26 protein-coding genes and 1 pseudogene are annotated in these 26,611 nt (G+C 72.3%); 11 read left to right on the forward strand and 16 right to left on the reverse strand.

What is annotated here, in order from left to right; translation table 11 throughout:
- A pseudogene (locus tag NZH93_RS13945) lies at positions 1-452 on the forward strand (hypothetical protein); the annotation flags it as partial.
- A gap of 125 nt (positions 453-577) precedes the next feature.
- Here NZH93_RS13945 and NZH93_RS13950 read toward each other — a convergent pair.
- From NZH93_RS13950 to NZH93_RS13960, 3 genes are all read right to left on the reverse strand, one after another.
- Positions 578-799 carry a hypothetical protein gene (locus tag NZH93_RS13950; protein WP_259623463.1) on the reverse strand — a complete coding sequence of 74 codons (222 nt, stop codon included), beginning with the start codon at positions 797-799 and terminating at the stop codon, positions 578-580.
- Between the two features lie 16 nt (positions 800-815).
- Positions 816-1,811: a trypsin-like serine peptidase gene (locus tag NZH93_RS13955; RefSeq protein WP_259623464.1), complete on the reverse strand. Its 996-nt coding sequence runs from the start codon at positions 1,809-1,811 to the stop codon at positions 816-818.
- Between the two features lie 138 nt (positions 1,812-1,949).
- The gene (locus tag NZH93_RS13960; RefSeq protein ID WP_259623465.1) at positions 1,950-3,113 is read right to left on the reverse strand and encodes a TetR/AcrR family transcriptional regulator; all 1,164 of its coding nucleotides are present in this window, start codon (positions 3,111-3,113) and stop codon (positions 1,950-1,952) included.
- A gap of 219 nt (positions 3,114-3,332) precedes the next feature.
- Between NZH93_RS13960 and NZH93_RS13965 the strand changes: the two genes are divergently transcribed.
- Positions 3,333-4,904: a long-chain-fatty-acid--CoA ligase gene (locus NZH93_RS13965; RefSeq protein WP_259623466.1), complete on the forward strand. Its 1,572-nt coding sequence runs from the start codon at positions 3,333-3,335 to the stop codon at positions 4,902-4,904.
- Position 4,905: 1 nt separating this feature from the next.
- Here NZH93_RS13965 and NZH93_RS13970 read toward each other — a convergent pair whose 3' ends face one another.
- From NZH93_RS13970 to NZH93_RS13985, 4 genes are read right to left on the reverse strand one after another with little or no spacing between them, the layout of a single operon-like run.
- Positions 4,906-6,069, reverse strand: coding sequence for an acyl-CoA dehydrogenase family protein (locus NZH93_RS13970; RefSeq protein ID WP_259623467.1), 1,164 nt, complete (start codon positions 6,067-6,069; stop codon positions 4,906-4,908).
- Positions 6,070-6,103: 34 nt separating this feature from the next.
- Positions 6,104-7,156: an NAD(P)-dependent alcohol dehydrogenase gene (locus NZH93_RS13975; RefSeq protein ID WP_259623468.1), complete on the reverse strand. Its 1,053-nt coding sequence runs from the start codon at positions 7,154-7,156 to the stop codon at positions 6,104-6,106.
- Entirely contained in the window at positions 7,153-7,623 is a 471-nt protein-coding gene (locus tag NZH93_RS13980; protein ID WP_259623469.1) for a DUF4334 domain-containing protein, read from the reverse strand. The genes NZH93_RS13975 and NZH93_RS13980 overlap by 4 nt, the downstream gene beginning before the upstream one ends.
- A complete protein-coding gene (locus NZH93_RS13985) occupies positions 7,620-9,209 on the reverse strand; it encodes a succinic semialdehyde dehydrogenase (RefSeq protein WP_259623470.1) in 1,590 nt (529 codons plus the stop codon). Before NZH93_RS13985 ends, NZH93_RS13980 begins: the two co-directional genes overlap by 4 nt.
- 168 nt (positions 9,210-9,377) lie before the next feature.
- On the opposite strand from NZH93_RS13985, the gene NZH93_RS13990 reads away from it, so the two are divergent.
- The gene (locus NZH93_RS13990) at positions 9,378-10,565 is read left to right on the forward strand and encodes an oxygenase MpaB family protein (RefSeq protein WP_259623471.1); all 1,188 of its coding nucleotides are present in this window, start codon (positions 9,378-9,380) and stop codon (positions 10,563-10,565) included.
- A 14-nt stretch (positions 10,566-10,579) separates the two neighbouring features.
- Here the strand turns inward: NZH93_RS13990 and NZH93_RS13995 are convergent, their stop codons facing one another.
- Complete coding sequence (locus NZH93_RS13995; protein WP_259623472.1) at positions 10,580-11,461, reverse strand: CPBP family intramembrane glutamic endopeptidase; 882 nt, start codon at positions 11,459-11,461, stop codon at positions 10,580-10,582.
- Positions 11,462-11,826: 365 nt separating this feature from the next.
- Positions 11,827-12,471, reverse strand: a complete 645-nt coding sequence (locus NZH93_RS14000; protein ID WP_259623473.1) for a TetR family transcriptional regulator — start codon at positions 12,469-12,471, stop codon at positions 11,827-11,829.
- Positions 12,472-12,658: 187 nt separating this feature from the next.
- Here NZH93_RS14000 and NZH93_RS14005 point away from each other — a divergent pair, with 187 nt between their 5' ends.
- Complete coding sequence (locus NZH93_RS14005; RefSeq protein ID WP_259623474.1) at positions 12,659-13,093, forward strand: nuclear transport factor 2 family protein; 435 nt, start codon at positions 12,659-12,661, stop codon at positions 13,091-13,093.
- 50 nt (positions 13,094-13,143) lie between these two features.
- On the opposite strand, the gene NZH93_RS14010 is transcribed toward NZH93_RS14005, so the two are convergent.
- Both NZH93_RS14010 and NZH93_RS14015 read right to left on the reverse strand, forming a co-directional pair.
- A complete protein-coding gene (locus NZH93_RS14010) occupies positions 13,144-14,298 on the reverse strand; it encodes an MFS transporter (protein ID WP_259623475.1) in 1,155 nt (384 codons plus the stop codon).
- 23 nt (positions 14,299-14,321) lie between these two features.
- On the reverse strand, positions 14,322-15,017 hold the full coding sequence (locus NZH93_RS14015) for a GntR family transcriptional regulator (RefSeq protein ID WP_259623476.1): 696 nt from the start codon (positions 15,015-15,017) through the stop codon (positions 14,322-14,324).
- Between the two features lie 180 nt (positions 15,018-15,197).
- On the opposite strand from NZH93_RS14015, the gene NZH93_RS14020 reads away from it, so the two are divergent.
- Complete coding sequence (locus tag NZH93_RS14020) at positions 15,198-16,031, forward strand: patatin-like phospholipase family protein (protein ID WP_259623477.1); 834 nt, start codon at positions 15,198-15,200, stop codon at positions 16,029-16,031.
- Positions 16,032-16,037: 6 nt separating this feature from the next.
- Here NZH93_RS14020 and NZH93_RS50670 read toward each other — a convergent pair whose 3' ends face one another.
- On the reverse strand, positions 16,038-16,943 hold the full coding sequence (locus tag NZH93_RS50670) for an NADP-dependent oxidoreductase (RefSeq protein ID WP_259623478.1): 906 nt from the start codon (positions 16,941-16,943) through the stop codon (positions 16,038-16,040).
- Positions 16,940-17,248, reverse strand: coding sequence for a hypothetical protein (locus NZH93_RS14030; RefSeq protein ID WP_259623479.1), 309 nt, complete (start codon positions 17,246-17,248; stop codon positions 16,940-16,942). Before NZH93_RS14030 ends, NZH93_RS50670 begins: the two co-directional genes overlap by 4 nt.
- 66 nt (positions 17,249-17,314) lie before the next feature.
- Between NZH93_RS14030 and NZH93_RS14035 the strand changes: the two genes are divergently transcribed.
- From NZH93_RS14035 to NZH93_RS14045, 3 genes are all read left to right on the forward strand, one after another.
- Positions 17,315-18,310: an Lrp/AsnC family transcriptional regulator gene (locus NZH93_RS14035; RefSeq protein WP_259623480.1), complete on the forward strand. Its 996-nt coding sequence runs from the start codon at positions 17,315-17,317 to the stop codon at positions 18,308-18,310.
- Between the two features lie 175 nt (positions 18,311-18,485).
- Positions 18,486-19,169 (forward strand): DUF2306 domain-containing protein, encoded by a 684-nt coding sequence (locus tag NZH93_RS14040; RefSeq protein ID WP_259623481.1) that lies wholly within the window; start codon positions 18,486-18,488, stop codon positions 19,167-19,169.
- A 25-nt stretch (positions 19,170-19,194) separates the two neighbouring features.
- Entirely contained in the window at positions 19,195-21,876 is a 2,682-nt protein-coding gene (locus NZH93_RS14045) for an ATP-binding protein (protein ID WP_259623482.1), read from the forward strand.
- Positions 21,877-21,887: 11 nt separating this feature from the next.
- On the opposite strand, the gene NZH93_RS14050 is transcribed toward NZH93_RS14045, so the two are convergent.
- Together NZH93_RS14050 and NZH93_RS14055 are read right to left on the reverse strand one after the other, a co-directional pair.
- Positions 21,888-22,070: a hypothetical protein gene (locus NZH93_RS14050; protein ID WP_259623483.1), complete on the reverse strand. Its 183-nt coding sequence runs from the start codon at positions 22,068-22,070 to the stop codon at positions 21,888-21,890.
- 328 nt (positions 22,071-22,398) lie between these two features.
- Positions 22,399-23,028, reverse strand: a complete 630-nt coding sequence (locus tag NZH93_RS14055; protein WP_259623484.1) for a TetR/AcrR family transcriptional regulator — start codon at positions 23,026-23,028, stop codon at positions 22,399-22,401.
- Between the two features lie 70 nt (positions 23,029-23,098).
- Here NZH93_RS14055 and NZH93_RS14060 point away from each other — a divergent pair, with 70 nt between their 5' ends.
- The gene (locus NZH93_RS14060) at positions 23,099-23,965 is read left to right on the forward strand and encodes a ketopantoate reductase family protein (RefSeq protein WP_259623485.1); all 867 of its coding nucleotides are present in this window, start codon (positions 23,099-23,101) and stop codon (positions 23,963-23,965) included.
- Between the two features lie 57 nt (positions 23,966-24,022).
- On the opposite strand, the gene NZH93_RS14065 is transcribed toward NZH93_RS14060, so the two are convergent.
- Positions 24,023-24,871, reverse strand: coding sequence for an LLM class F420-dependent oxidoreductase (locus NZH93_RS14065; protein ID WP_259623486.1), 849 nt, complete (start codon positions 24,869-24,871; stop codon positions 24,023-24,025).
- Between the two features lie 518 nt (positions 24,872-25,389).
- Here NZH93_RS14065 and NZH93_RS14070 point away from each other — a divergent pair.
- Both NZH93_RS14070 and NZH93_RS14075 read left to right on the forward strand, forming a co-directional pair.
- Positions 25,390-25,803, forward strand: coding sequence for a cysteine/serine endopeptidase inhibitor (locus NZH93_RS14070; protein ID WP_259623487.1), 414 nt, complete (start codon positions 25,390-25,392; stop codon positions 25,801-25,803).
- Between the two features lie 50 nt (positions 25,804-25,853).
- A complete protein-coding gene (locus NZH93_RS14075; protein ID WP_259623488.1) occupies positions 25,854-26,603 on the forward strand; it encodes a thaumatin family protein in 750 nt (249 codons plus the stop codon).
- Positions 26,604-26,611: the final 8 nt, after the last annotated feature.

The following is a 26,611-nucleotide window of genomic DNA, read 5'->3' on the forward strand; positions in this document are numbered from 1 at the left end:
CCCCCGCCACCCCGCCGGGGCCGCCGCCCGGATGGGCGGACGGCACGGGTCGCGGTCACACCAGCGGGGCGAAGAAGAACGTGTCGCGGCGGGAGAAGCGGCCGTCGTCGGTGAACTCGAAGAAGTCCGAGAACCTCAGGCTGACCTCCTTGCCGTCGTGCAGGACGCCCGCGGCGGACGCCGGGTTCGGGCCGCACACCACCACCAGCGCCGACGTCGTCTTCGGCGACCGGGACGGCGTGCTGTTCGTCGCCGCCGACCGCGTCGAGGAGGTGCTGGCCACGGCGCACCGGATCCGCGAGGTCGAACGCGCGCAGGCCGACGGGATCAGGGCGGGTCGCACGCTCCGGGAGCAGACCGACTTCGACGGCTACCTCGCCCGGCGCGCCACCGACTCGTCCCACACCTTCCGGCGGCACCTCCGCGGTCTCGGCGGCGCCGTGGAGGAATAGCGATGGCTTATGACAAATCCCGGCCGGTCACGACGCGGAGGCCCGCCCCACCACTCGGGTGGGGCGGGCCTCCGCCCGTCCTCCGGTACCGCGCCGACCAGGACCAGGTCCCGAGCACGCGCCTGCTATCCCGCGGGTGGTTTCGGCATGGGAGCCGGTTCCGCGTCGCGCAGGCGGTCCTCGGTCCAGTAGTCCGGGTCGGTGTGCTGCGCGGGCCCGTCGGCCACCTCCGGGCCTGTGGGCGCGGCCGGACCGCCCGCGCCCCGGAGCCCGGCGACCGCGGAGGCGCCCAGCACGACGGCCACCGCGACCAGGGCCACCACGATCACCGTTCGCCTTCGGGTCATCTCGGATACCTCCCGCTTACGGCTGGTGGTCCTTCGCCGCGTTGTAGACGTCCAGGACGTGGCTGTCGTAATAGGGCCCGGAATTGTTCCCGTCGAGCAGCCCCTGCGTCGCGCTGATCACGTAACCGAGTCCGTTGGACTGGTATTCCTCCAGCCACGGTCCACCACTGGCGCCGCCACCGAAATCACAGCCGAGTCGATAGGCGTTGGCACTCGGCCACCGATCGGTCGTTCCCCAGCAGTACCACTGCACCTCGCCGCCGTCGCGGTTTCCCGGATAACCCGCGATGTGCACGAATCGGCTATAACCACCGTTGACCCGGAATCCGTGGCCGCCCGCCGCGTCGACGACCCGCTGGCCGGAACCGTTGGTGTTCGCCACGACGAACGCGAAGTCCCGCTGCCAGTCGTTCCTGACCGACCACCCGGTGGAGTAGTGGAACCAGTAGGCGGAGAACCGGCCCCGCGGCTCGGAGCCGTGGTCGTAGCCGGGGATGAAGATCCAGTTGAGCATGACCTGCCCGTTGCCGCCACCCACGACCGCGCAGTGACCCGCGGTGACGACCAGGCGCTTGGAACCGCTGTTCAGGGCGCTGCCGGAGCACGCGTACCGGCGGCTGTCCCTCGGGTCGACGAAGAAGATCTTGCCGTTGGTGTAGGAGAACCAGGCGTCCTGGGTCGACACGCCGTCCGACGGCGCCGACGGACCGGCGGCGGTCACGGCGTCCGCGACCGAAGTCGGTTTCTCCGCGTTCCCCTTGCCCGCGGGCGCGACTGCGGGAATGGCCGACGCGAGCCGCGCCGGTGTCCAGTACTCGGTGACGATCCGTTCGGCGTCCTCGGCCGAAACCTTCCGCTGCGCGCCCGCTCCCTCGTCCCACACGAGCGCGGACGAACCGACGATCGAATCGGTTTTCGTCGAGGGCTCGGCCGAGGCCGGAATGGTGACGAGCATTGACGCGATGAGCGCCAAGCCGGAAAAGACGCCCAGCACCGATCTTCGGGATCTCATCATTATTCCCCCACGGAATTGATTTCCCCCACCGGCGAAACCGCCAGCTTGCGCATCACCGTACCCAGATGATTTTGGTTGAACAACCGCCTATCGGCACAGCGGCGAAATTCCGCCTCGGGTGGGCGCCGGGTCCTCTCAGAGGCCCAGCGCGCCCACGAGCAGAGCGGCGACGGCGTCGCGGTGGGCGGGGGTGTCCCGCCACCGCAGTCGACGTCCGGCCTCCACGACGACGCCGAACCCGGCGTGGACCAGCACGCGGGCCTGGCGCGAGTCGAGTTCCGGACGGGCCAGCCGCAGTTGCTGCTCCCACACGGCGATGTGCTCGCGCTGCGCGATGACCACGGGTCGTTGCAGCGCGGACGGCAGGCCGCCCAGTTCGGAGTTCGCGACGCTCGTGAGCGCGGTGTGCTCGAAGCTGTACGCCACGAAGGTCGCCGTCAGCGCGACCACGGCGTCGTGCGGGTCCACCACGCCGCGGAGGTTCTGCTCCACCGCCTGGGCCAGGAGCGCCGCGGCCCGCAGGCAGGCGGCCGAGAGGATGTCGGCCTTGCCGGGGAAGTAGCGGTAGAGCGCGGACGGGACCATCCCCACGGCCTCGGCGATCCGGCCGTTCGTGACAGTGGCGAACCCGTCCCGCTCGAACAGCGGGATGGCGGCCGCGAGGATCTCCGAACGCCGGGTGCGCGGCGCGGGCGGGGTGGGCAGGTCGACGAGGTGCGCGCTCCCGGCGACCGCTGTCGGGTCGGTCGCGACCACGCGCGTGGCGGACGCGAGCAGCAGTTCCTCGACGCGGCGCACCGCGATCGAGGTGTGGTGCATCGTGATGGACCCGATGACGCCGAGGGCCGCCACGGCGCGCAGGTGCTCGTCCGGCAGCGGGTGCTCGTGCCGCACCACGTCGGTCACCCGTTCGACGACGTGCGCGAACTTGCCCCTGAGCACGGCTCGGTCCTCGCGGTTGAGGTACCGGGCCTCCCAGCGGTACAGGCCGCCCGACGCGCGGTGGGCGACCGTGACGCGGGTGATGACGGTGAGCACGTCCGCGAGGGCCGCGTCGGGGGGCACCTCGCCGAGCGCGGCGACGAGCCGGTCCGCCATGACGTTCGCGCACTCGGCGAACAGCGCGTACTTGTTGGGGAAGTGCCGGTACAGGGCCGCCGCGCTGATGCCCACACCCGCGGCGATCTCCTCCATGGACGCCGCGTGGTAGCCGCGCTCGCTGAACACCCGGCCCGCCGCGTCGACGATGAGCTGCTTGCGGTTGCGCGGTCGAACGTCCGCCGTGGACTCGGCGGTCACTGCGGTTCCCTGGCGGGCGTGAGGGGGCGCGGAGCCATGCGCGCCAGTCAACCACGAACCGGACCAGGTCTCCGGGACCAGCCCGGCGTGGGCCGTCCCACGGGTCGCGCCCGATCGGCCGGCACGTGATTATCGATTAACATAATCCTTCTCAAACGGTTGGTGGACAGGCATAATGACGCGGCGACCCCCACCTGTTCCAGCGCCGGAGGAGTGGCCATGTCGATCCCCGAGGTTCCCGCCTGGACCTTCCGGCACCACTGGATGGCGCACGCCGCCACCCACGCGGTGGTGCGACCGGACAAGGCCGCGCTGCGCTACCTCGGGGAGACCACCACCTGGGCGCAGCTCTCGCGGCGGTCGCTGCGGCTGGCCGCCGCGCTCGCGGACCGGGGCGTCGGCGAGGGCGACCGCGTGGCGTTGCTGACGCTGAACCACCCGTGGTTCGTGGAGAGCGTGTTCGCGGCGAACAGCCTGGGCGCGATGGCCGTCCCGCTCAGCTTCCGGCTCGCGCCGCTGGAACTCGACTACATCCTGGCCGACTGCTCGCCGTCGGCCGTCGTCGTCGACGCGAAGCTGCTGCCGCTGCTGAACTCGTCGCCGTCCGCCGCGTCGATCGGCACGGTGGTCGTCATCGGTTCGGCGGAGGAGGCCGCGGACCACGTGGCGTACGAGGAGTTCCTGTCCGCTCACGAGCCGGTGGAACTGCCCGACGTCAGCGAGGAGTCGACGGCGCTGATCATGTACACCTCGGGCACCACCGGCAGGCCGAAGGGAGTGGTGCTGTCCCACCGCAACCTCCAGTTGCAGGCGCTCACCTGCGTGCGGGCGATGAAGATGTTCGACGACTCCGACGTCGGCTTCCTGACCGCGCCGTTCTTCCACATCGCCGGCCTGGGCTCGATCGTGGCGAACTTCCTGGTCGGCAGCACGGTCGTGATCCACCCGCTGGGCGCGTTCGACCCCCGCGCGGTGCTCGACGCCTACGAGCGCGAGGGCGCGACCGTGGTGTTCAACGTCCCGCAGCAGTGGGACCTGCTCTGCGCCCAACCGGACATCGCCGAGCGCGACCTGAAGCTGCGGATCATCAGTTGGGGCGCCGCGCCCGCGAGCGGGACGACGTTGCGGGCCATGGCCGAGAAGTTCCCCGCCGCGCTGAACGTGGCCGTGTTCGGCCAGACCGAGACCTCGCCGATCACCTGCGTGCTCAGCGGCGAGGACTCGGCGCGCAAGCTCGGTTCCGTCGGCAGGCCGATCCCGACCCTCCAGTACCGCGTCGTGGACGAGTTCATGGACGACGTCGCCCCCGGCGAGGTGGGCGAGATCGTCTACCGCGGGCCGACCGTGACGCAGGGGTACTGGAAGAAGCCGCAGGAGACCGCGGAGGCGTTCGCAGGCGGCTGGTTCCACTCCGGCGACCTGGTGCGGCAGGACGACGAGGGCTTCGTCTGGGTGGTGGACCGCAAGAAGGACATGATCATCAGCGGCGGCGAGAACATCTACTGCGCCGAACTGGAGCACGTCATCGTCGAGCACCCGGCGGTGGTGGAGGTCGCCGTGATCGGCAGGGCCGACGAACGCTGGGGGCAGGTGCCGGTCGCGTTCGTCGGCGTCGCACCGGGAGCCGACCTGTCCCTGCCGGAGCTGACCGGCTTCCTCGACGGGAAACTCGCCTCCTTCAAGATGCCCAAGGACCTGGTCGTGCTCTCCGGGCTCCCCCGCAATGCGGGCGGGAAGGTGGTCAAGGGCTCGCTCCGCACCCTGGACGAGAAGAGGGCCCGCCCGGAGTGAGCTACAGGCCGAGGTCTCGGCCGACGATCTCCTTCATGATCTCCGTGGTGCCGCCGTAGATGGTGCTGACGCGCGAGTCGAGGTAGTCGTGGGCGATGCGGTACTCGGTCGTGTAGCCGTACCCGCCGTGCAGTTGCAGGCAGCGCCCGACGACGTCGACGTACTGCTCCGTGGTCCAGAACTTCGCGGCGGCGGCGTCCGCGGCGCTCAGCTCGCCGCGGACGTGCTTGGCGAGCAGGTCGTCGACGTAGCTCCGGCTCACCCGCACGGCGGTGACCATCTGGGCCATCTCGAAGCGCGTGTTCTGGAAGGACCCGATCGGCTGACCGAACGCCGTGCGCTGCTTGACGTAGTCCAGGGTGCGCTCCAGCACGCCCTCGGCCGACGCCACGGCGTTGGCGGCGATCGAGATCCGCTCCTGCGGCAGGTTGCGCACCAGGCCCAGGAAACCCGACCCCTCCTCGCCGAGCAGGTTGGCGGCGGGCACGCGGACGTCCTGGAAGAACAGTTCGCTGGTGTCCTGGGCGTGCAGGCCGATCTTCTCCAGGTTGCGCCCGCGCGCGAAGCCCGCGCGGTCGGCCTCGACGACCAGCAGGCTGATCCCGCGGTGCCGGTCGGGGCCGGTCCGGACGGCGGTGACGACGAGGTCGGCGTTCTGGCCGTTGGAGATGAAGACCTTGCTGCCGTTGACGACGTAGTCGTCGCCGTCGCGGACGGCGGTGGTGCTGATCCCGGCCAGGTCGCTGCCGGTTCCCGGTTCGGTCATCGCGACCGCGACGATGAGCTTCCCGGCGGCGATGCCCGGCAGCCAGCGGGCCTTCTGCTCGTCGTCGGTCAGGTCGGTGAAGTAGGGCACGACGATGTCGTTGGACAGCGCGACCCCGGCGAGCCCGTCCGACACCGGGTAGCGCGAGAACTCCTCGCCGATCACCGCGTTGAAGCGGTAGTCGGTGACGCCAGCGCCGCCGTACTCCTCGGGGATGGTGAAGCCCAGGATGCCCGCCTTGGCCGCCTCCTCGAAGAGTTCGCGGTCGACCTTGCCCTCCGCCCGCCACCGCTCGGCGTGGGGCGCGGCGTGCTTGTCGACGAACGCGCGGACCGTGTCCCGCAGCAGCTCGTGGTCGTCGTCGTAGAGCGACCGCTCGGTGGGAATGACACTGGTCATCCGGACTCCATTCCAGAACTCTCGGGCTGGGGGTTCAGCGGGACGGCAGCAGCACCGGCTTCAGCGCCACACCCGCGCGCTGGTCGGCGACGGCCTGGTCGAACCGGTCCAGCGGGTAGGTCGTCACCAGGTGGTCGAGGGGCAGGCGCCCCCGCCGGTGCCGCCGGACCAGTTCGGGCACGAGGACCGACGGGTCGGCGTCGCCTTCGACGCAGCCGCGCACCTGGAGCCCGCGCAGCACCAGGGACCGCACGTCGAGGGCGACCCGCTCGGGTCCGAGCCCGATCAGGACCAGGACACCGCGCGGGCTCAGCAGGTCGAGCGCGCGGGAGATCGACTCGGGACGCCCGGTGGTGTCGAGGGCGTGGGTGAACGCCGGGAGCGGGTCGTCCAGCGCGGCGACAGCGGTGGCCCCGAACCGGACGGCGAGTTCGCGGCGGGCCGCGACGGGCTCCACCACGACGACCTCGACGCCCTCGGACAGGGCGGTCAGCACGGCCGCCGCGCCCACGCCACCGCAGCCGACCACCAGCAGCCGGTCGCCCGGCGCGGGGCGCAGCGCGTTGAGCACCGCGCCCGCGCCGGTCAGGAACCCGCACCCCAGCGGCGCGACGACCTCCGGCGGCACGTCGCCGACCCGGACGCAGGACCGGGCGTCGACCACCGCCGCCGCGGCGAACGACGACTGCCCGAAGAACGCGCCGAACACCGGCTCGCCACCGACCCGGATCGTCGGCGAACCGTCCGGCCGCCGCCCGGAGCTGTTCAGCGCGGTCGCCGAGGCGCAGTACGCGGGCAGGCCCGCCCGGCACCGCCCGCAGCCGCCGCAGGACGCGAAGGAGAGCACCACCCGGTCTCCCACGGCCAGGGTGTCGACGGCCTCGCCCAGCCGCTCGACGACGCCGCACCCCTCGTGGCCGAGCACCGCGGGCCGGTCCCCGAGCGCCCGCCGGGTGAGGAGGTCGGTGTGGCACACGCCGACCGCCTCGATCCGGACGATCACCTCGGTCGGGCGCGGACCGTCCAGTTCGGCCTCGACGACCTCGCTGGGCGCGGAGCCGCGCGAGAGCAGCACCGACGTCCTCACTCGCGTTCCAGGCCGAAGTAGAACAGGCCGCCGTTCCCCAGCACGAGGCCCGGCTTGCCGTTCATCACGCCCATCAGGGTGGTGTCGTCCACCCGCTTGAAGTGGTCGAGGACCGCCATCCCGTCGTACACCATCGTGGCGGTGACCTCACCGCGGAACTCGACGTTCCACAGGCTGGCCTCGCCCTTGCCCGCGGCGGTGTCGGAGTGGAGGGTGCCGTCCGCGGCCCGGCAGATCAGCGGTTGGGCGTCGTCCAGCGCGGTGAACCTCTTGCCGTGCCACCGGCTGCTGGTCAGCATCCTCTCGACGTGGTGACCGGTCGGGAAGGCGAAACCCTTCCAGGAGCCGAGGATCGACGACGCGTCGACGACGTCGAGGTCCGCCCACAGGTCGTCGAGCAGGCGCGGGTCGATCGGGCCCGGCTCCTCCCGCAGCGCCCGCCACCGCCCCGGCACGTCGTCGTTCACCGCACGCCCAAGCGGCGCAGCAGGGCGAGCTGCTGGTTGGTGCGGCGGACGAAACCGCCCGCGGACGACTTCGGCGACGGGCCGAGCGGCAGGAGCCGCTGGGCCGCGATCGTCTGGCTGTCGGTGTACTTGCGGATCCCCTCGGCCCCGTGGCGCCTGCCGAGCCCGCTGTCGCCCATTCCGCCCATGCCCGCCTCGACGCTGCCCGCCGCGGCCGCCGCGCCGTCGTTGATGTTGACCGAGCCGGAGCGGATCCGCCCGGCCAACCGGTGCGCCTCGCGGCTGTCGCGCGACCAGATCGACGCCGACAGGCCGTAGGTCCCGAGGTTCGCCAGCGCGACCGGATCGCCGTCGGCGGCGTAGGGGTACAGCGAGATCACCGGACCGAACGTCTCCTCCGCGAAGACGGCCATGTCGGGCGTGACGCCTTCGAGGATCGTCGGCTCGTAGAACAGCGGGCCGACGTCGGGACGGGCTCGACCGCCCACGACCACCCTCGCCCCCTTGCCCACCGCGTCGTCGACGTGCGCCTCGACGGCCGCGAGCTGAGCGGGCGAGACCAACGACCCGATGTCCGACGAGTAGTCGTAGGTCCGCCCGAGCCGCAGCGCCCTCGTCACCCGCACGAGTTCGTCGCGGAACGCGTCGTGGACGCGCTCGTGCACGTAGACGCGCTCGACGTGCACGCACATCTGCCCGGTGTTGGCGAAGGCGGCCACCGCCGTGCCCGCCGCGGCGGCGGTGACGTCGGCGTCCTCGCGCACGATGAGCGGGTTCTTGCCGCCGAGTTCGAGCGACGCCCCGACGAGTCGGCGCGCGGCGCGCTCGGCCACCGTGCGGCCGGTGGCGGTCGACCCGGTGAAGCACACGAAGTCGACCGCGTCGACCACGGCGGTCCCGACCACGGACCCCGAGCCGGTCACGACCCGCCACAGGTCGTCCGGCAGGCCCGCCTCGGCCATCAGGTCCCTGGCCCACAACAGGGTCAGCGCGGTCTGGGAGTCCGCTTTGGACACGACGGCGTTGCCCGCCAGCAGCGCGGGCAGCACGTCCCCGACCCCGAGGTAGAGCGGGTAGTTCCACGGTGAGATGACGCCGACGACACCCTTCGGCACCCGCACCTCCCGGACCTTCGTCAGGCCGGGCACCATCCCGCGCACCCGGCGCGGCGCCAGGTAGTGCCGGGCGCGGCGCGCGTAGTGCCGGGCGATGGCCGCGACCTGCGCCACCTCCTGCCACGCGTGGTACCGCGCCTTGCCCGTCTCCCACTGGATCAGGTCGAGCACCTGCTCCTGCCGCCGCAGCAGCAGGTCGTGGAAGGCGAGCGCGATCTCCCGACGGTGCGCGGCCGACGTCGTCGCCCACGCCCGCTGGGCTTCCCGCGCGCCCGCGACGGCGGACGCGACGTCCTCCGGGGCGCACGCGGGGACGGTCGCCGTCGGCGACAGGTCGAAGGGCGCGAAGGCGGTCACCGGCTCCGGCTCGGCGGCCCCGTGCCGCGCCACCCACCGGCACCAGCGTGCGACCACCTCGTCGGTCACCCACGCGGGACGGGAACCCGCCGCCGTGAGCTGTTCCCTGGTCATGCGGACTCCTCTGGAGTAGCGGACCGGTCCAGGGTGGCCGCGACGCACTTGCCGACGGGCCTCCTGCTTCGATATGTTAACGGGGAGTCTCGTCAGGGATCAAGGGTCACGGCGGGCTTTACCACCGCTGTGTAGTGCATATACCTACCATGGAAGCTAGGTATGTAAATGAGCGATCTCAGCCGGAGGAACTTACTTTCACTCGGCGTCGCGCTGGGTCTCGTCGGCGTGACGGGCGTGGCACCGGCCCTGGCGGCCCCGGCGGGGGCCGATCCGTGGTGGGCCTGGGACGACGAGCTGGACCAGGTGATGGCGACGCTCCTCGACACCGGCCAGGTCCCGGCGGTCAACACAGCGCTGCGGCCGTGGGTGAACAACAACCACGCCCTGCCCACCGGTCTGCCGACCGCGCTGGCCACCCACCTCCAGCACGCCAACGCCCTGCCCGCCTGGGCCGACCGCGCCAAGCTGCGCCTCGCCGCCGACTTCAACCGGCGCAAGGACACCTACCTGTTCATGCTGTACGGCCTCGGCAGCGGCATCATGAGCACGGTGATCCCGCGCGAGGCCAAGTCGGTGTACTGGTCCGCCGGCGGCGCCGACATGCAGGACCGCGCGGCCAAGACGTTCACCTTCGGCTACGACCTGAGCGAGCTGAACGCCTTCGAGCCGGGCGGCCAGTTCGTGGTCACGGCCAACAAGACGCGCCTGGTGCACGCCGCCGTGCGCCACCTGCTCCCCCAGTCGCCGCACTGGTCGGCCGTCGCGGACGAGCAGAACGGGATCCCGATCAGCAACGGCGACATCCTGGTCACCTTCCACAGCCTCGGCACCTTCGTGCACCGGAAGCTGGTCGAGTGGCGCGTCCCGATGACGGCCGCGGAGGAGGACGCCTTCCTGCACATGTGGAAGGTCGCCATCCACCTGCTCGGCGTCCGGGACGAGTTCATCCCCCAGACGTGGGCCGCCGCGGACGCCCAGGCGGCGCGGGTGCTCACCCCGATCCTCGCCCCCTCCTTCGAGGGCAGGGAGTTGGCGGAGGACCTGCTCGGGCTCACCGCGCAGATCGACCTGGGCGTCACGCGAGGGTTCCTCAACGAGTTCGTGCGCTACGTGCTCAGCGACGCGATCGGCGACTGGCTCGGACTACGCCGCGACCTCGCGGCGGCGGCGCTCGTCCGCACCGGCTGGCCCGCCTACATCGCGTTCCGGGAAGGCCTGCTGCCCGTCATGCCCGTGGGGTTCTACATGTTCGACCAGTTCATCCGCGCGCTGGCGATGCTGTTCCTCAACAACGCCTCCTCGCCGACGACGACCGTCATCACGATCCCCACGGGCAACCGGCCCGGAGCCTGAGCCGGGCACCCGCGTCAGGAGCGCGGGCGGGGGCGGATCAGACCGGTGCGCGCCGCGCGGCGCAGGAACAGGGTGGTGGGCACGAGGCAGACCAGCAGGGCGATCAGGCTCGCCTCCGGGCCGAACGTGCCGCCGGTGAGCACCGACGGACCGGCCAGGGTGGTGTGCAGCAACCCGTTCGGCACGTCGTCCGACCCGGACACCGCGATGCCGAAGACACCCGCGTGGGTGAAGTTCCAGGCGAAGTGCAGGCCGATCGGGAACCACAGCGACCGGGTCGCGGTGTACGCCGCGGCCAGCATCGTGCCGCCGGTGAGCCCGATCGCCAGCGCGCCCCACGGCGTCGCGTTCACGTTGACCAGGTGCGTCGCGCCGAACAGCAACGAGGACACCACCAGCGAGATCACCGTCCCCGCCCGCTCCTCCAGGATGCGGAACAGCACCCCGCGGAACAGCACCTCCTCCATGACCGCGACGCTCGCCATCATCCCGGCCAGGCCGAGGAACCCGGCGAACGAGCCCCACGACATGCCGCCCCACCCGCCGAACGCCAGGATCACCAGCAGCATCGCGCAGAACAGCCCGAACCCGAGCAGCACACCCTTCCGCAACCCGGACCACCGGCCCTCCGGCGCCAGTTCGGGCACGTCGTCCCGGACCTCGACGACCTGGGACAACCGGCGGTAGCAGACGATCCCGGCCACGGCGAGCCCGATCCCGATCGGCAGCGCGAGGAGGGGGACGGGTGCGACGAGGGTGTCGATGCCGACGACGGCCAGCATGACGACGAACAACGAGGCGAAGAGGACCGGGAACCTGAACCGGCGCAACCGCCGCCTGGTCTCGGGCAGTTCGGCGGGTGAACGGCTGTCGTCCGGGGAAACACTGCGTTCCATGACTCCGACTTCCTAGGCTGCCAGCAGGGGTTTTCCTTGCACGGCAAAGGCTAGGGAGCAATCGGCCCGGTGGAATCCCGCCGGAGCGGACACTTGCGGGTAGCTCGCTCGGGGGACGAGGGGCCTGCCGGACCGGCCACCGCCCGCGCCCGCCGTCGCGCCGGAAGCCGTGTCGGCCCCGGAGAACCGGCCGAGTCGGACACCGGTTCCGCGAGCCCGGTCACCGGACCTACCGGCCGCCCGGTTCCGCGAACCCGGCCACCGGACTACCGGCGGCCCGGTTCCGCGAACCCGATCACCGGACCTACCGGCCGCCCGGTTCCGCGGGCGGGCGGTACGGGGCACCTCGTGGCCCCCGCCGGTGGTCAGGTGGGGCGCGCGGCCGTCGCTCGACGGCGGGTTCGCGGGGCCGGGTCTGTTCCGCTTCGCCGGGCCTTGGGTGCTTTCCCCGGCGGGGGCATGAGCGTGGCGAGGCGGGCGACCGCGGCGTCGGCCATCGTCGTCAGGTCGGCGTCGTCGGTCTCCAGCCACTGCCGGTAGGCCGTGCGGAACACCTCGATCCCCACGCCTGCCGCGAGGCCGGCGACGTCCGCGTCCACCCCGCACCGCCGGAGCGCCTCGCCGACCCCGTCGGCCATCTGCCGCTGCTTGATCAGATCGCGCTCCAGCAGTCCGGGGTTCGCGGTGATCAGCTCGTCCCGCCTGCGCTGGGATTCCCGCGGCCCCAGGCCCTCCCAGTCGAACCCGGCCAGCGTCCGCACCACCGACCGGAGCGGCTCCGCCACGTCGGTCTCCTGGAGGACCGCCCGCACAAGCGCCTCGGCCAGCGCGTCCGCGTCGGCGAACAGCACCCCTTCCTTGTCCGGGAAGTACCGGAAGAAGGTCCGCGTGGTGACACCGGCCCGTTTCGCGATCTGCACGGCGCTCGTGTCCTCGAAGCCCTGCTCTTCGAACAACTCCATGGCAGCCCGCTTCAGCCGCTCTTCGCTGCCGTGCTCCCACCGAGGCATGGCGTCATCGTACCCACGTGATGACACGCCGCGACAACACGGAAGCCGACGGCCCGAGGCCGTGAGTGTCCGATGTCTCACCGCGACATCAACGCCGACCTGATGTCGCGGCGAGACATCAGTGCTAGCGTTGATGTCACGCCGCGACAACACCGATCGCGCACCCGCTCCGGAAGAGGACCGAGACATGACCCTGTTGACCCTCGAAGACCGCTACGAGATCACCGAAACCCTGTCCCTGATCGGCCACCTCTTCGACAGCGGCGAGCTGGACCGACTGGAGGACGGCTTCACCCCGGACGCCGTCTACGACCTCACCGACGCCGGAGTGGGCGCGTTCGAGGGGATCGAGGCGATGCGCCAGGGCGCGCTGCGGCTCGGCGCGCACAACCCCGTCGCCCACCACCTGACCAACGTCGTCATCACCGTCGAGGACGACATCGTGATCGCGCGGTCCAAGGGCTTCATCCTGATGGCGGGCGGGAAGGTCCAGAGCCTCACGCACCACGACGTCGTGCGCCGCCACGACGGCCGCTGGCGCGTGAGCCGCCGGGTCATCAAGGCGCAGGACACCCCGATGAGCGGCAACTTCCCCGCCGTGGAAGCGGCGGCGCGAGGGTGATGGTCCGCCGTGAGCGACCGCGGGGGGTCGCTCACGGCGCTGGGCCGTCGTCAGTCGGGCGGGGAGTTCAGCCGCAGGCGTCCCGCCGCGACGCCTGCGGCGGTCAGTCCGGCCGCGGTCAGGACGAGCACGCCGGAGGCGCCGGTGCCCGCGGCCAGCAGGCCCGCGACGCTGGGGATGACGACCTGGCCCAGGCGGTTGCCGGTCAGCCGCAACGACATCGCCCTGCCCCGCAGCCCTGCCGGGGTCGACTCCGCCAGCCAGGACATCGTCAACGGCTGGCCAACGCCGAGCCCAAGGCCGATCGCCAGGACGACCAGCGCCAGCAGCCACACCGGCATGGGGACGGCCGCCGCGACCAGACCGGCGGCGGACAGGGCGATGCTGCCCACCAGCAGCGCGCGGCGACCCAGCCACGCGGCCAACCGTCCGAGGAACAGGCGTGACCCCATCGACGCCACGGCGCGCAGGGTCAGCAGCACACCGACGACACCGGAGGCGATCCCGCGTTCCGCGCCGAGCGCGGGCAGGTACACCAGGGTGATGTCCACGGCCGCGATCACCACGCAGCTCACCGTGAGCGCGCGGAGCAGACCGGGGCGGCGCACCAGGTCGCGCAGCCCGGCGGGCTCACCGTCCACAGTGGCCGGACGTCGCACGGCGGGCGGGCGCAGCGCGACCGTGACGCCCAGCAGCACGACGGTGATCGCGACCGTCACGCCGAAGATCGTGTCGGTGTAGGGAATCGTCCGGGCGCCGCCGAACAGCAGGATCAGGCCCGGCCCCAGGGCTTGGCCGAGTGACGCGGCGAACGTGTAGTAGCCGAACGCGGCGTCGTAGCGGTGGGGCGCGGTCACGTTCGCGACCAGCGCCTGCTGCGCGACCACGGAGCACAGGTGGCCGGTGCCCAGCAGCACGCTGCCGACCAGCAGGCCCACCACGCCGTCACCGATCAGCACGAACACCCCGGCCGACGCGCACAGGAGCAGCGCGCCCGCGAGCAGCACCCGACGCTCCCCGAGCCGGTCGACCGCCTGGCCGGACGGGATGGCCAGCAGCAGCGGGGCCACCGCGAACGCCGCCGACAGCACACCCAGCCACGCCGACGGCACGTCCAGTTCCAGCGCGCGGTAGGTCGAGGTGGGGCGCAGCACGAACGTCACGAGCTGGACGAGCACGGTGTGCGCGAGCAGCAGGACCAGCATCCCGCGCCCGCCGACGACGCCGTTCAGGGCAGTGCGCGAGGTGTCGCGACCGGGCTGACGCCCAGGCGTGACGCGGCCTTCGCCCCGAGGCTGGTGGAGACGTGCTGGTGCATCACGGCCGCCGCCGCGTCGGAGTCGCCCGCCACGACGTGCTCCACCAACAGGTGGTGCTCGGCGGTCGTCCGGTCCCGTTCCTCGTCACCGCGCACGACCTCCAGCGCGAGCCTGCGGTAGCGGTCCGCCTTGTCCCACAGGCCGTCCAGGGTCGCGATCAGCAGGTCGTTGTGCGACGCCCGGTACAGCGCGGAGTGGAACCGCCGGTGCGCGATCAGGTCGTCGACGCCGGGGTCGCTCGGCAGCGGTTCGAGGCCTTGGACCGCCGCGCGGATCTCCTGGATGTCGGACTTGGTGCGGCGCTGCGCGGCGAGCGCGACCGCCAGCGGGTCCAACGACCGGCGCAGCTCCAGCAGGTCCCGCGCTTCCTCCGCGGTCAGCTCGGTGACCCGCGCGTCCCGATGCGCGTCCAACTCCACCAGGCCCTCGGACTTCAGCCGCCGCAACGCCTCCCGCAGCGGGGTGGTGCTGATCCCGATGGTGCGCGCCAGCGTCGCCTGGTTGAGCACCTCCCCCGGCCCGAACTCGCCGGACAGGATCTTCTCGCGCAGGGTCGTGTACGCGAAGTCGCTCTTCGTTATGAAGGGTTCGGCGGGCTCCGCCATCACAGGGCCTCCTCGGTGCTCGGTTATAACCTACACCGGACGTGCGTACCAGTTCGTGAGCACAACCAGCTAGCTGGATCACAGTGCGCTGAGCAGAGGTTATAAGCTATATCCGCCCCGTGACACCCGTGGCACGGGCGGTTGGCCCACGGACCCGCCGGATGCCGGCATCGTGGAGCCGTGAGCGACAAGGGACGCGCGTTGGTGCTGGGTGGCGGCGGCGTCACCGGGATCGCCTGGGAGATCGGCCTGGTGCTCGGGTTGGCCGAGGCGGGTGTGGACCTGACCGGGGCCGACCTGCTGATCGGGACGTCGGCGGGCTCCGTCGTCGCGGCCCGGCTCGCGGACGGCACGCCGCTGGAGGAGCTGTACGCGGGCCAGTCGCACCCGCCGCGGGACGAGATCTCGGCCCGGCTGACCACCGGCATGATGCTGCGCTACGTCACGGCCTACGCGCTTCCGGGGACCGGGCAGCGCAAGCGCGCCCGCCTCGGCCGGGCGGCGCTGCGCGCGCGGACGGTGTCCGAGGCCGAGCGGCGCACGGTGTTCGAAGGCAGGCTCGCCCAGCGCGACTGGCCGGAGCGCGCGCTGCGCGTCACGGCGGTGAACGCCGAGGACGGCTCGTTCGCGGTGTTCGACCGGGACAGCGGGGCGCCGTTCCTCGACGCCGTCGCCGCGAGTTGCGCCGTACCGCTGGTGTGGCCGCCGGTCACCATCGACGGCCACCGCTACATGGACGGCGGGATGCGCTCCGTCGCCAACGTCGACCTGGCCGCGGGCTACGGGCGCGTCGTCGTCCTCGCCCCGATCACCAGGGCACTGACCCGCGCGGGCCGCCCGGACGTCCAACTCGCCGCGCTGGACGCCAGGTCGATCCTGCTGAGCCCGGACGCCGCGGCGCTGAAGGCCATCGGCGGCAACGTCCTCGACCCCGCCCGACGAGCGCCCGCGGCCGAAGCGGGCCGGACGCAGGCGGCCTCGGTCGCGGACGCCGTGCGGGAGGTGTGGGCGTGACGGCCGTCAGCAGGTGACGACGACCTTCCCGCGCACGTGGCCCCCGTCGCTGCGGACGTGGGCGGCCGGGAGGTCCGCGAACGGGAAGACCCGGTCGACCACCGTCCGGAACCCGCCCGCCGCCGCCAACGCGACGACGGGCGCGAACGGCTCGGCGGTGGGCGCGGCGGGTCCGGTCGAGGTCAGGACGCCGAGCGCCGCGGCGGCGAAGTCGGCGATGGTCAGGACGCGGCGCGGGTCGCCGGTCAGCTCGACGGCCGTGGCCGCGAAGCCGTGGCCGGTCACGTCGAAGACGGCGTCGACCGCGCCGTGGTCCCGGATCCTGGCCGCGACTCCGGGGCCGTAGGCGACGGGGGTGGCTCCGAGCGCGGTCAGGTGCTCGTGGTTGGGCTCGGACGCCGTCCCGATGACCGTGGCGCCCTGCCGGACGAGCAGTTGCACGGCGGTGCCGCCCACCGCGCCCGCGGCCCCGTTGACCACGACGGTCCAGCCTGCCCGGACGCCGAGCGCCCGGATGCCACGCACGGCGGTCTCGACGGCGACGGGGAGCGTGACCGCGTCGGCGAACGCCAGCGCGTCCGGCAGGACCGCGAGCGCCCCGGTGCGGGCGACGGCGTGCTCGGCGTACGTGCCGGAGTCGGCGAACCCCACCACGCGGTCCCCGACCGAGAACCCGGCCGCGCCGTCGCCCAGTGCGACGACGGTGCCCGCGAACTCCTTGCCCAGCACGGCGGGCAGCGGTGTCGGGAACTCCCGCTCCAGCCACCCGGCGCGGATCTTGCACTCCAGGCCGTTGATCCCGATGGCGGCGGTGCGGACGAGGACCTGGCCCGGTCCCGCCTCGGGGGTCGCGATGTCGACGGGCGTGAAGCCGTCGGGGCCGCCGAAGGCGGTGAGCGCCCACGCCTTCACCGGGCCTCCCCGGCGACCTGGAGGAGCGGCCGGTCGGCAGGCAGGACGAGGTGTTCGGTCGGCTCGGCGGCGACGCTGGTGTGCGCCACCCCCAGCGGGATCCGGACGAGGTCGCCCGGCCCGCGCTGCGACACCAGCGTGCGCCTGCCACCGATCTGGTACTGGACCTCGTCGGCGTCCAGGGTGCGCGTGAACGGCGGACCGCTCGGGTGCGGCGGGGAGAGCAGCAGTCGTTCGTCCCGTTCCAGGACGCGCAGCGGCTCCTCCGAGCCGATCAGCGCGAGTTCTTCGATGACGGTTCCCATGCGACGAGCGTCGGGGCCCACCCGCCTGCGGAGGACGTCGGAGCGCGTTCAGCGCGGGAATCCGACATGATCGACGCCATGGTGCGGGAATCCGTCGTGCTGGACGACGTCGACCGAGGGGTGCTGACCGCGCTGGCGGTCGACGGGCGGGCGTCGTTCGCGCGCGTCGGCGAGGTGCTCGGCGTCTCGGACCGCACGGTCGCGCGGCGCTACGCCCGGCTGTGCGAGGCGAACCTGGTGCGGCTCGTCGGGGACGTCGACGCGCGGCGGCTCGGCGGCGCCGAGTGGATCGTCCGGGTGCGGTGCGAGCAGGGCTCGGCGGCGCAGGTCGCGGAAGCGCTGGCCCGCCGCGACGACACCCGCTGGGTGAACCTGCTCTCCGGCGGCACGGAGATCAGCGCGAGCCTGCGGTCCTGGTCGGCGACCGAGCGCGACGAGTTGATCCTGCACCGGCTCCAGCGCACGGCGCCGGTCGTGGCCGTGACCGCGCACAGCGTCCTGCACGTCTTCGGCGGCGGCAGGCAGGGGCTCGACGGTCCGGGTTCCCTCACCCCGGACCAGGTCGCGGCCCTGCGCCCGGTGCACGTGGGTGACCAGGCGACCGATCTCGCCGACACCGACCGCCCCCTGCTGCGGGCGCTCGCGCTGGACGGCCGCGCCACCTACCCGGTCCTGGCCGCCGCGACCGGGTGGTCGCAGTCGCGGGTGGCCCGGCGGATCGACGCGCTGCGCGCCGCCGGGCTGCTGTCCTTCGACGTGGACGTCGACACCGAACTCCTCGGCTACCGCGCGGAAGCCCGCCTGTGGGCGTCGGTGCCGCCCGCCCACCTCGCCGAGACCGGCGCCACGATCGCCGCGCACCCCGAGGTCGCCTTCTGCGCGGCGACGACCGGCCCCACCAACCTGCTGATCTCGACCGTGTGCCGCGACAGCGCGGACCTCTACCGCTACCTCACCGACCGGCTCGGCGGCCTGCCGCACGTCAACGCCGTCGAGACCGCGCCGGTCATCCGCACGGTCAAGCGCGTGGGCTCACCCCTCAGGACCACGCGGGCCCGGTGACCGCGGGGGTGCCTACGCGGCGGCACCACGGCGGAAGTAGGCACTTCGTGCCGACGCGGCTGGGCCCGGAACGGGGTCAGGATCGAGCCAGGACCGCATCCCCGTGCCCTTCTCGGCCCGGACGTGACGGCGGTTCCTTCCGATCGGTCCCGCGCAGAAACTTTGGGAGCAACGCATGTCCAGTGCAGTCATGTCACGGGCTGTCCGCACGCGCTGGTGGTGGTTCCTGTGGGGGCTCCTCGCCGTGCTCGCGCTCGCCACCGCGGGCGTCTTCGTGCCGCCCTACCTGGTCGGCGGCACCACCGTGCCGAACCTCGACCGGATCACGCCGGGGTACTACACGAGCCTGGTGATGCACGCCGTGCCCGCGGGCCTCGCGCTGGTGATCGGCCCGTTCCAGTTCGTGCCGAAGCTGCGGGCCCGCTTCCCGAGGGCGCACCGGGTGATGGGCCGGGTCTACCTGGTCTCGGTCGTCGTCGCCGCGCTGGTCGCGGTGTACTCGTCCGTGGTCACCAAGAGCGGTTTCCCCTTGCAGGTGGCCTTCTTCGTGCTGATCGTCGCGTGGCTGTACACCGCCGCGAAGGCCTACCGCGCGATCCGGCGGCGTGAGGTGCGGCTGCACCGGATCTGGATGGTCCGCAACTACGCGCTCACGTTCGCCGCGGTGACCCTGCGGCTCTACCAGTTGCCGCTCATCGCGCTGATGAACTCGGTGACCTGGCTGGAGTACAAGGACGTCTACACCGTGAGCGCGTGGATGTCCTTGCTGGGCAACGTGCTCGTCGCCGAGTACTTCATCATCCAGCGCACCCTCGCGCCGCTGGTGCGGCGCGAGGCCGTGACGGCGAACCCCGGCTGACCCCGTCACCCCTAGGATGCGCGGCATGACCAGCCGCGAACCCGACCTGCCGCTGGTCGGCAGGCACGGCGAGAAGCGTCGGGTCGAGGACCTGGTCGCCGTCGCGCGGGCGGGCCGGGGTGGTGCGCTGGTGCTCGGCGGCGAGGCGGGCCTGGGCAAGAGCGCGTTGCTGGAGCACGCGGTCCGAACGGCGTCCGGCTTCCGGGTGCTCCGGGTCTCCGGTGCCGAGTTCGAGCAGGAGCTGCCGTACTCCGCCCTGCACCAGTTGTGCGCACCGGTCCTCGACCACCTCACCGCGCTGCCGGACCCGCGTCGCGACGCGGTGCGGATCGCGTTCGGACTGGTCGACGGAACGCCGCAGCCCTTCCAGGTCGGTCTGGCGGTACTGGAGCTCGTCACGGCGGTGAGCGGCGAACGGCCGGTGCTGTGCGTGGTCGACGACGCACAGTGGCTGGACGCGGCGTCGTCGCGGGCGATGGCCTTCCTCGCCCGCCGCGTCGGGTCCGACCCGGTCGCCGTCGTGTTCGCCCACCGCTCTCCATCCTCTGTGGACGGTCTGACCGAGCTGCCGCCGCTGGCCGTCGGCCGGTTGAGCGACCACGAGGCCAGGACCCTGCTGGCCGCGCGGAACCCGTTCCCGCTCGACGACCGGGTCCGCGACCGGCTCGTCGCCGAGGCGAACGGCAATCCGCTGGCGCTGCTGGAACTGCCGCGGGCAGGCGGCTTCACCCCGCCCGCGGCGGCGTCGGTGCCGTCCCGGATCGAGGACGGCTTCCGCGCGCGGCTGGCCGGTCTGGGACCTGACGCGCTGCTGTTGCTGACCGCGGCCAGCGCCGATCCCACGGGCGATCCCGGCCTGCTGTGGCCCGCCGCCGGCGCGCTGGGCATCGACGTGCCGACGGCGGGCGCGGACGCCGTCGCCACCGGACTGGTCGAGTTCTCGGTGCGCGTCAGCTTCTGCCACCCGCTGGCGCGCTCGGCGGTCTACCGCGCCGCGGAGGACGGCGCGCGTCGCGCGGTGCACGGCGCGCTGGCCGAGGCGACCGACCCGCTCACGGCCCCGGACCGGCGGGCGTGGCACCGCGCACAGGCGGTCGCGGGCCCGGACGAGGACGTCGCGGTCGACCTGGAGCGCTGCGCGGCACGGGCCCGGTCACGCGGGGGCGTCGCGGCGGCGGCCGCGTTCCTCGAACGGTCGGTCGCGCTGTCGCTGGACGCCGAACGCCGGGTGGAGCGGACGCTGGCCGCGGCGGAGGCCTGCGTCGAGGCTGGCGCGGGCGACCGGGCGGCGAACCTCCTCGCGACCCTCGACACCGCCGGGCTGGACGACGTCCGACGGGCCCGCGTCGACCTGCTGCGGGGCCGGATCGCCTTCACCCGCCCCGGAGACGGCGGCGGTCCGGCGCTGGCGGTGAGCGCGGCGCGGCGACTGTCCGAACCGGACCCCGACCGAGCGAGGGACTGCTTCCTGGAAGCACTCGAGATGAGCCTGGCCGTCGGTCGCGCAGGCGGTGTCGTCGACGAGGTCCTCACCGCGGCACGGGCCTCGGCGCCCGCGCCGAGTTCCCCGGACGTCCTCGAAGCGCTGATCACCCTGGCGGAGCGGGGTTACCGCGCCGCGCTCCCGCTGCTCCGCGACGCGCTGCGCACCGAGGGCGGTCCTCTGTGGAGCAGGCGTCCGGCGCTGGCGTCGATGATCAGCGTCGAGTTGTGGGACGTCGACGCCCACGCCGCCATCGCCGAGTGGCTGGTGAAAGCTGGTCGGGAGTCAGGATCGCCGCTGCTGCTGAGGCTCGCCTTCGCGCAGCGGGCCACCGCCGCCGTCCTGGCCGGTGACCTCGGGGCGGCGCTCGCCGCGGTCGCCGAGGAGGAGGCGGTGGCCGACGCGGCGGGCGAAACCCCGCTGGTGTACCACCGGCTGCACCTGGCCGCTCTGCGCGGCCACCGCGAGGAAGCCCTGTCCCTCCTCCGGGAGGCGTCCGGCGGAGCGGGCCGGGTGACCAACCTGCACTGGACCACGGCCTTGCTGCACAACGGTTTGGCCGACCACCCCGCCGCCATGGCCGCGGCCCGCGAGGCGACGGAGCACGGCGACCTGTTCCTCACCGGAGCGGCACTGCCCGAGTTCGTCGAGGCCGCCGTCAAGTGCGGCGAACCCGTTGTGGCCGCGCGAGCGCTGGCGTCGTTGACCGAGCGGACGCAGGCTGCGGGGACCACGCTCGGCCGCGGGGTCACGGCCTACGCCCGAGGGCTCGTGACCGGGGTGGAGGACGACTACCGGGAGGCCGTCGAGTGCCTCGCGGCGAGCCCGCTCCTCCCCTACCGGGGCCGGGCGCACCTGCTGTACGGGGAGTGGCTCCGGCACGAGGGTCGTCGGACCGACTGCGTGCGGGAACTGCGAGCCGCCCACGAGCTGTTCACGGCGTCCGGGGCCGAGGCGTTCGCCCGACGCGCCGCCGACGAGCTGAGCGCCGTCGGGCAGCGCGTCCAGCGCCGGTCCGCGCCTGCCTGCGAGACGCTGACGACGCAGCAGGTCGCCGTCGCCCGGCTGGTGGCCGCGGGCGCCACCTCGAACGAGGTCGCCACCCAGTTGTTCATCAGCAAGCGCACGGTCGACGCGCACCTGCGCGCGATCTTCCGCAAGCTCGGGGTGACGTCACGGCGGCAGCTCAAGGACCACCCCGACCTGGTCGACCGGGACCGGTGACGGCACCCCCGCTAGCGGGACGGCGGGGTCGTCCCGTAGTGGAACCTCACCAGCACCTCGACCAGGTGTGGCCGGGACAGGCACCTCATGGGGTGCTCCGATGCCGCGTTGACCGCGGTGACCAGCTCGCGGAGCCCCGTTCCGGACAGCTCGCCCCGACGGGAGAAGGTGAAGGGCGGCTGCTCGTCCGGCAAGGGAAAGAAGGGCCTCTCGTCGACCCCCGGTGACCACGACCAACGAGGCACCCGCGCCCACGACGATCACCGCGGCGGCGACGCCGGTCAACCCGATCCGGTACGGCGCTCGTCTGCGGGTTCCCTCGGCGACCTTCTCGTACAACCCGTCGTCAACGGGCACGCACCGCGATGCGGAGCGCGTCTCAGCAGCTTGGGTTGCCGCTCCCGCACGTAGCTCCGGAACCCCTCGGGTTCACGCATGGCCACCCCCCGTCCGTTGCCATCACCCGTCTAAATGGGCGAGGCACGGCGAAAGGTTGTCACCGCGGACCCGCGGCCCGAGTCGTCAGGTACCGGTCGGTGGCGCGCTCATCGCCGCCGTCAGGAACGTGATCGCCCAACGTCGGGCGTCGTCGCCCACCGCCGGGGAGACGCAGTCCGGGAGTTGCCGGTTGTAGACCTCGACGCGGTCGACGGCCGCCACGGCGAGGATGCCCCGCATCCGGAACCACAGTTCCTCCGGGGAGAGGTCCGGCAGTGCGCGTCGGAAGGCCGTCAGGTAGCGCTCGCGGACCGCGTCCTCGTCCGAGCCGGTCCAGGCGCGCATCTCCTCGGCCGGGTCGCCGAGGATCCTCATGATCAGCCGGGACGTCCGGGCCCCGCCCTCGTCACCCGCGCGCATCCCGTCGAACAGCGGCCCCGCGAACGCCTCCACCAGCTCGGTGACCGTCGGCTCCGGGGTGCGGGCGAGCAGGGTGTCGAACCTGGTGCGCTGCGCGTCGTTGATGGGCTCGACCACGCGCCGGACGACCGCGGCCAGCAGCTCCGCCTTCGACCCGAAGTGGTACGCGACCGCGGCCAGGTTCGCCCCGGCGAGATCGGTGATCGCGCGGACCGAGGCGCCGCGGAAGCCGCGCTCGGCGAACAGGTGTTCGGCCGCGTCGAGGATCTGGGCGCGGGTGTTGGGTGACGCCATGCGTGCGTACTGTACGGTCGGAAGAATCAAACGAACGTTTGAATGAATCTCTCCCGCGGAAGAGGTCGCCATGAAGCTGCTCGTGTACGGCGCCGGGGTTGTCGGCAGCCAGCTCGCCGTTCGTATGCACGAGGCCGGGCACGAGGTCTCGCTCCTCGCACGGGGCGAACGTCTGGCCTCGCTGCGCGAGCACGGCGTCCAGCTCGCCGAGGCGACCAGCCCGGTCGTCAGACGGGTCCCGGTACCGGCGGTCGAGCGCCCGGCGGACCGGTACGACCTGATCGCCGTCCTCGTCCGCACCCACCAGGTGGACGAGGTGCTGGAGTCGCTCGCCGACGTCGAGGGCGACGTGCTGTTCCTGCTGAACTGGGCGGGCGGCGCGGAACCGCTGGGCGCGGTGATCGGCCACGAGCGGGTGCTGCTCGGCTTCCCCACGACCGGGGGCACGATGGACGGCAACGTGGTCCGCTACCGCGCGCCCAACCTCCTGACCCGCAACTTCCCGATGGGGATCGGCGAACCCGACGGCCGCACCACCCCGCGGCTGGAACGGGTCCTGCGAACGTTCCGCGCCACCGGGATCAACATCAAGGCCGAGCCGCGGATGGACCTCTGGCTCAAGACGCACGCCGCGTTCGAGGTGCCGCTGGGGCAGGCGGTGAGCGCGGCGGGCGGCCCGGAGGCGTTGGCCGACGATCCGGGCGCGGTCCGAGCCATGCTCCACGTCATGCGGCGCAACCTGGCCGACCTGCCGACACCACCGGTCCCCCGCGGTTTCGCCGCGTTGCAGGTCCTGCCGGAGGGGCTGCTCGTGGCCGTGCTGCGGCGCTTCCTGCGGAGCCCGACGGCCGTGCACAGCGGGCTCAGCGACACCTCCCCCGCCGCGGCGGGCGAACTGGACCGGCTGACCGAGCAGATGCGCGCCTACACCCGGTAGGCGGCACCCCGGTTCCCCGGACGACCGCTCCGTCCTCTGTGGACCGCCGCGCCCTCGTCAGCCGATCCCGAGCTTGCCCGCGAGCCTGGCCACGAAACCCCCGACCTCGTCGGGGGACCGGTCCGGCAGGCCCCACACGGCCTCCGTGACACCGGCGTCGTCCCAGGCCGCGAGCAGGTCGGCGGTCGGCTTCGCGGTGGCCAGCACGTGCACCTCGGGCGACCCCGCACGGCCGGCGGCGGCCCACTCCTCGCGCAGCCGGGCGATCTTCCCCGGCACGTCCTGTTCCGTCGGCGTGGTCATCCAGCCGTCGGCGTTGGCCGCGATCCAGGCCAGCGTCTTCGGCCCGCCACCGGCGCCGATCACCAGCGGGACGTGCCGCTGCACCGGCTTGGGATAGGTCCAGCAGGCCCCGAAGCTCACGAACTCACCCGCGTAGGACGCCTCCTCCTGCGTCCAGAGCGCCCGCATCGCCTCGATGTACTCGCGCAGCACGGTCCGCCGCTTCCCGGCGGGCACGTGGTGGTCGGCGAGTTCGTCGGTGTTCCACCCGAACCCCGCGCCGAGCGTGACCCGGCCGCCCGAGAGGTGGTCCAGCGTCGCGATCGTCTTCGCCAGCGTGATCGGGTCCGACTCCACGGGCAGCGCGACCGCAGTGGCCAGCCGGATGCGACTCGTCACGGTCGCCGCGGTCGCCAGGCTGACCCACGGGTCGAGCGTGCGCAGGTACCGGTCGTCTGGCAGCGTCCGGTCGCCGGTTCCGGGGTGGACGGCCTCCCGCTTGACCGGGATGTGCGTGTGCTCCGGGACGTAGAACGTGTCGAACCCCGAGTCCTCGGCCGCTTTCGCCGCGGCGCTGGGCGTGATCCCGCGGTCGCTGGTGAACAGGACGATGCCGTGCCGCAAGGAACACCCCACCCTCTCGGCCGCCGCGGCGTCGCCCTCGGCGAACGGTCCGGAGTGGACGGTCCCCGAGCCGGGCGCCCACGTCTCCCAAACTAGAACATGTTCTCGTTTCGGTCAATGGCGCGGGCCCGGCCGCCGTTCCGCGATTCCTCCACCATTTCCTTCGACGGGTCCGCGCCTGGGCGGCCCGCCGCGGAACTCGAGAAAGATGATGACGGTCCGACGCTCACCCAGGGGCCGGATCACACGACAAGACCATCGTCGGACCTTTCAGCGCGCACCACCGAATGAAATCCTTTGCACTATCCGACTTGCCAGATCATTTCCCCAGCTCAGAGACCACCCGCTCACGACCAACCTCGCCGCCGCAGCGCAGTGTCAATAGCCGTTGGGATTCTTGTCCGGACAATTTATGACCACCGCCGCCAAAGCGGAAGTCTAGGGTAAAGCACAGTGTCCGCGACTCCGGCTCTCTGCGATGATGTTTCCTCCCGGACTATTCAGCAAAGGGAGTCCGAATGCGGAAATTCGTCAAGTCGTCCGGCCTGCTCGCCGCGGCCGTCGCGCTCTCGCTGTCCACCGTCGGCACCGCCTGGGCCGACATCCCGTTCGACCAGCCGGTCAACGGCAACGCCACCTACTACGACGCGGCGGGCTACGGCGCGTGCGGCACGCTGATCGACGCCAACACGCAGCTCCTCGTCGCCGTCCCGGCCTCGTACTGGACCACCGCGAACCCCAACAACGACCCGCTGTGCCGAGGAGTGTCCGTCCGGGTCACCTACAACGGCCGCACGATCACCGTGCCGGTCGCGGACAAGTGCCCCGGCTGCAACAGCAAGCACATCGACCTCAGCGCGCCCGCGTTCGCCCGGCTGGCCGACAAGAACCTGGGCAACATCCCGCTGACGTGGTCGTTCGTCCGCTCGTGAGGCGACGAGCGCCGGAGGAAGCACGCACCTTCTTCGAACGGAGTCGAACCTTGTTCCCTGTCGTGGTCAAACGGATCCTCCTCACCCTGGTGGTCATGGCGTCGGCCGTGACCACGGGCACGGCCGACGCGGCCACCAACCACACCGTCACGTTCGTCAACCGGTCCGGGCAGACCGTGTGGGTGGGCAGCACGGTCAACGCCGACGGGTCGGTGAACTTCAGCAACCTGCCGACACTGGCCAACGGCCAGTCCGCGACGGTGACGGTCCCGGAGTCGGCGGCGCCGGGGCACTGGCGCGGGAAGTTCTTCGCCAGGCAGGGGTGCACCGGCACGTCCGGCCAGAACTTCCGCTGCACCGTCGGCGACTGCGGCGTCCAGGCCAACCGCTGCACCACGGGCGAGCAGCCCGCGAGCCTCGCCGAGTTCAACTTCGACACCCGCGACAGCCTCGCGCCCTGGTACAACGTCAGCTACGTCAACGCCTTCTCCCTGCCGATCACCATCGAGGCCGTCGGCGCGACGGTGCCACCGGGCTCGACGTCCTGCGGCACAGCGGGTTGCACGACGAACGTGCTGCCCTTCTGCCCACCGGAGAACCTCCGCTACGGGCCGAACGGTGCCGCGATCAACTGCGTCAACCCGAACCGCGACGCGCCGACGAACTACAGCAACGCGGTCAAGGCCCGGTGCCCCAAGGCTTACGCGTGGTCCAGGCAGGACACCGAGCCGGGCAACCAGACCGTGTTCCAGTGCGCCAACTGCCGCGGGTTCACCGTCACCTTCCACGGCGGGTCCTGATCGGCGGA

It is taken from the genome of Umezawaea endophytica, from assembly GCF_025061645.1.
Taxonomy (GTDB): Bacteria; Actinomycetota; Actinomycetes; order Mycobacteriales; family Pseudonocardiaceae; genus Umezawaea; species Umezawaea endophytica.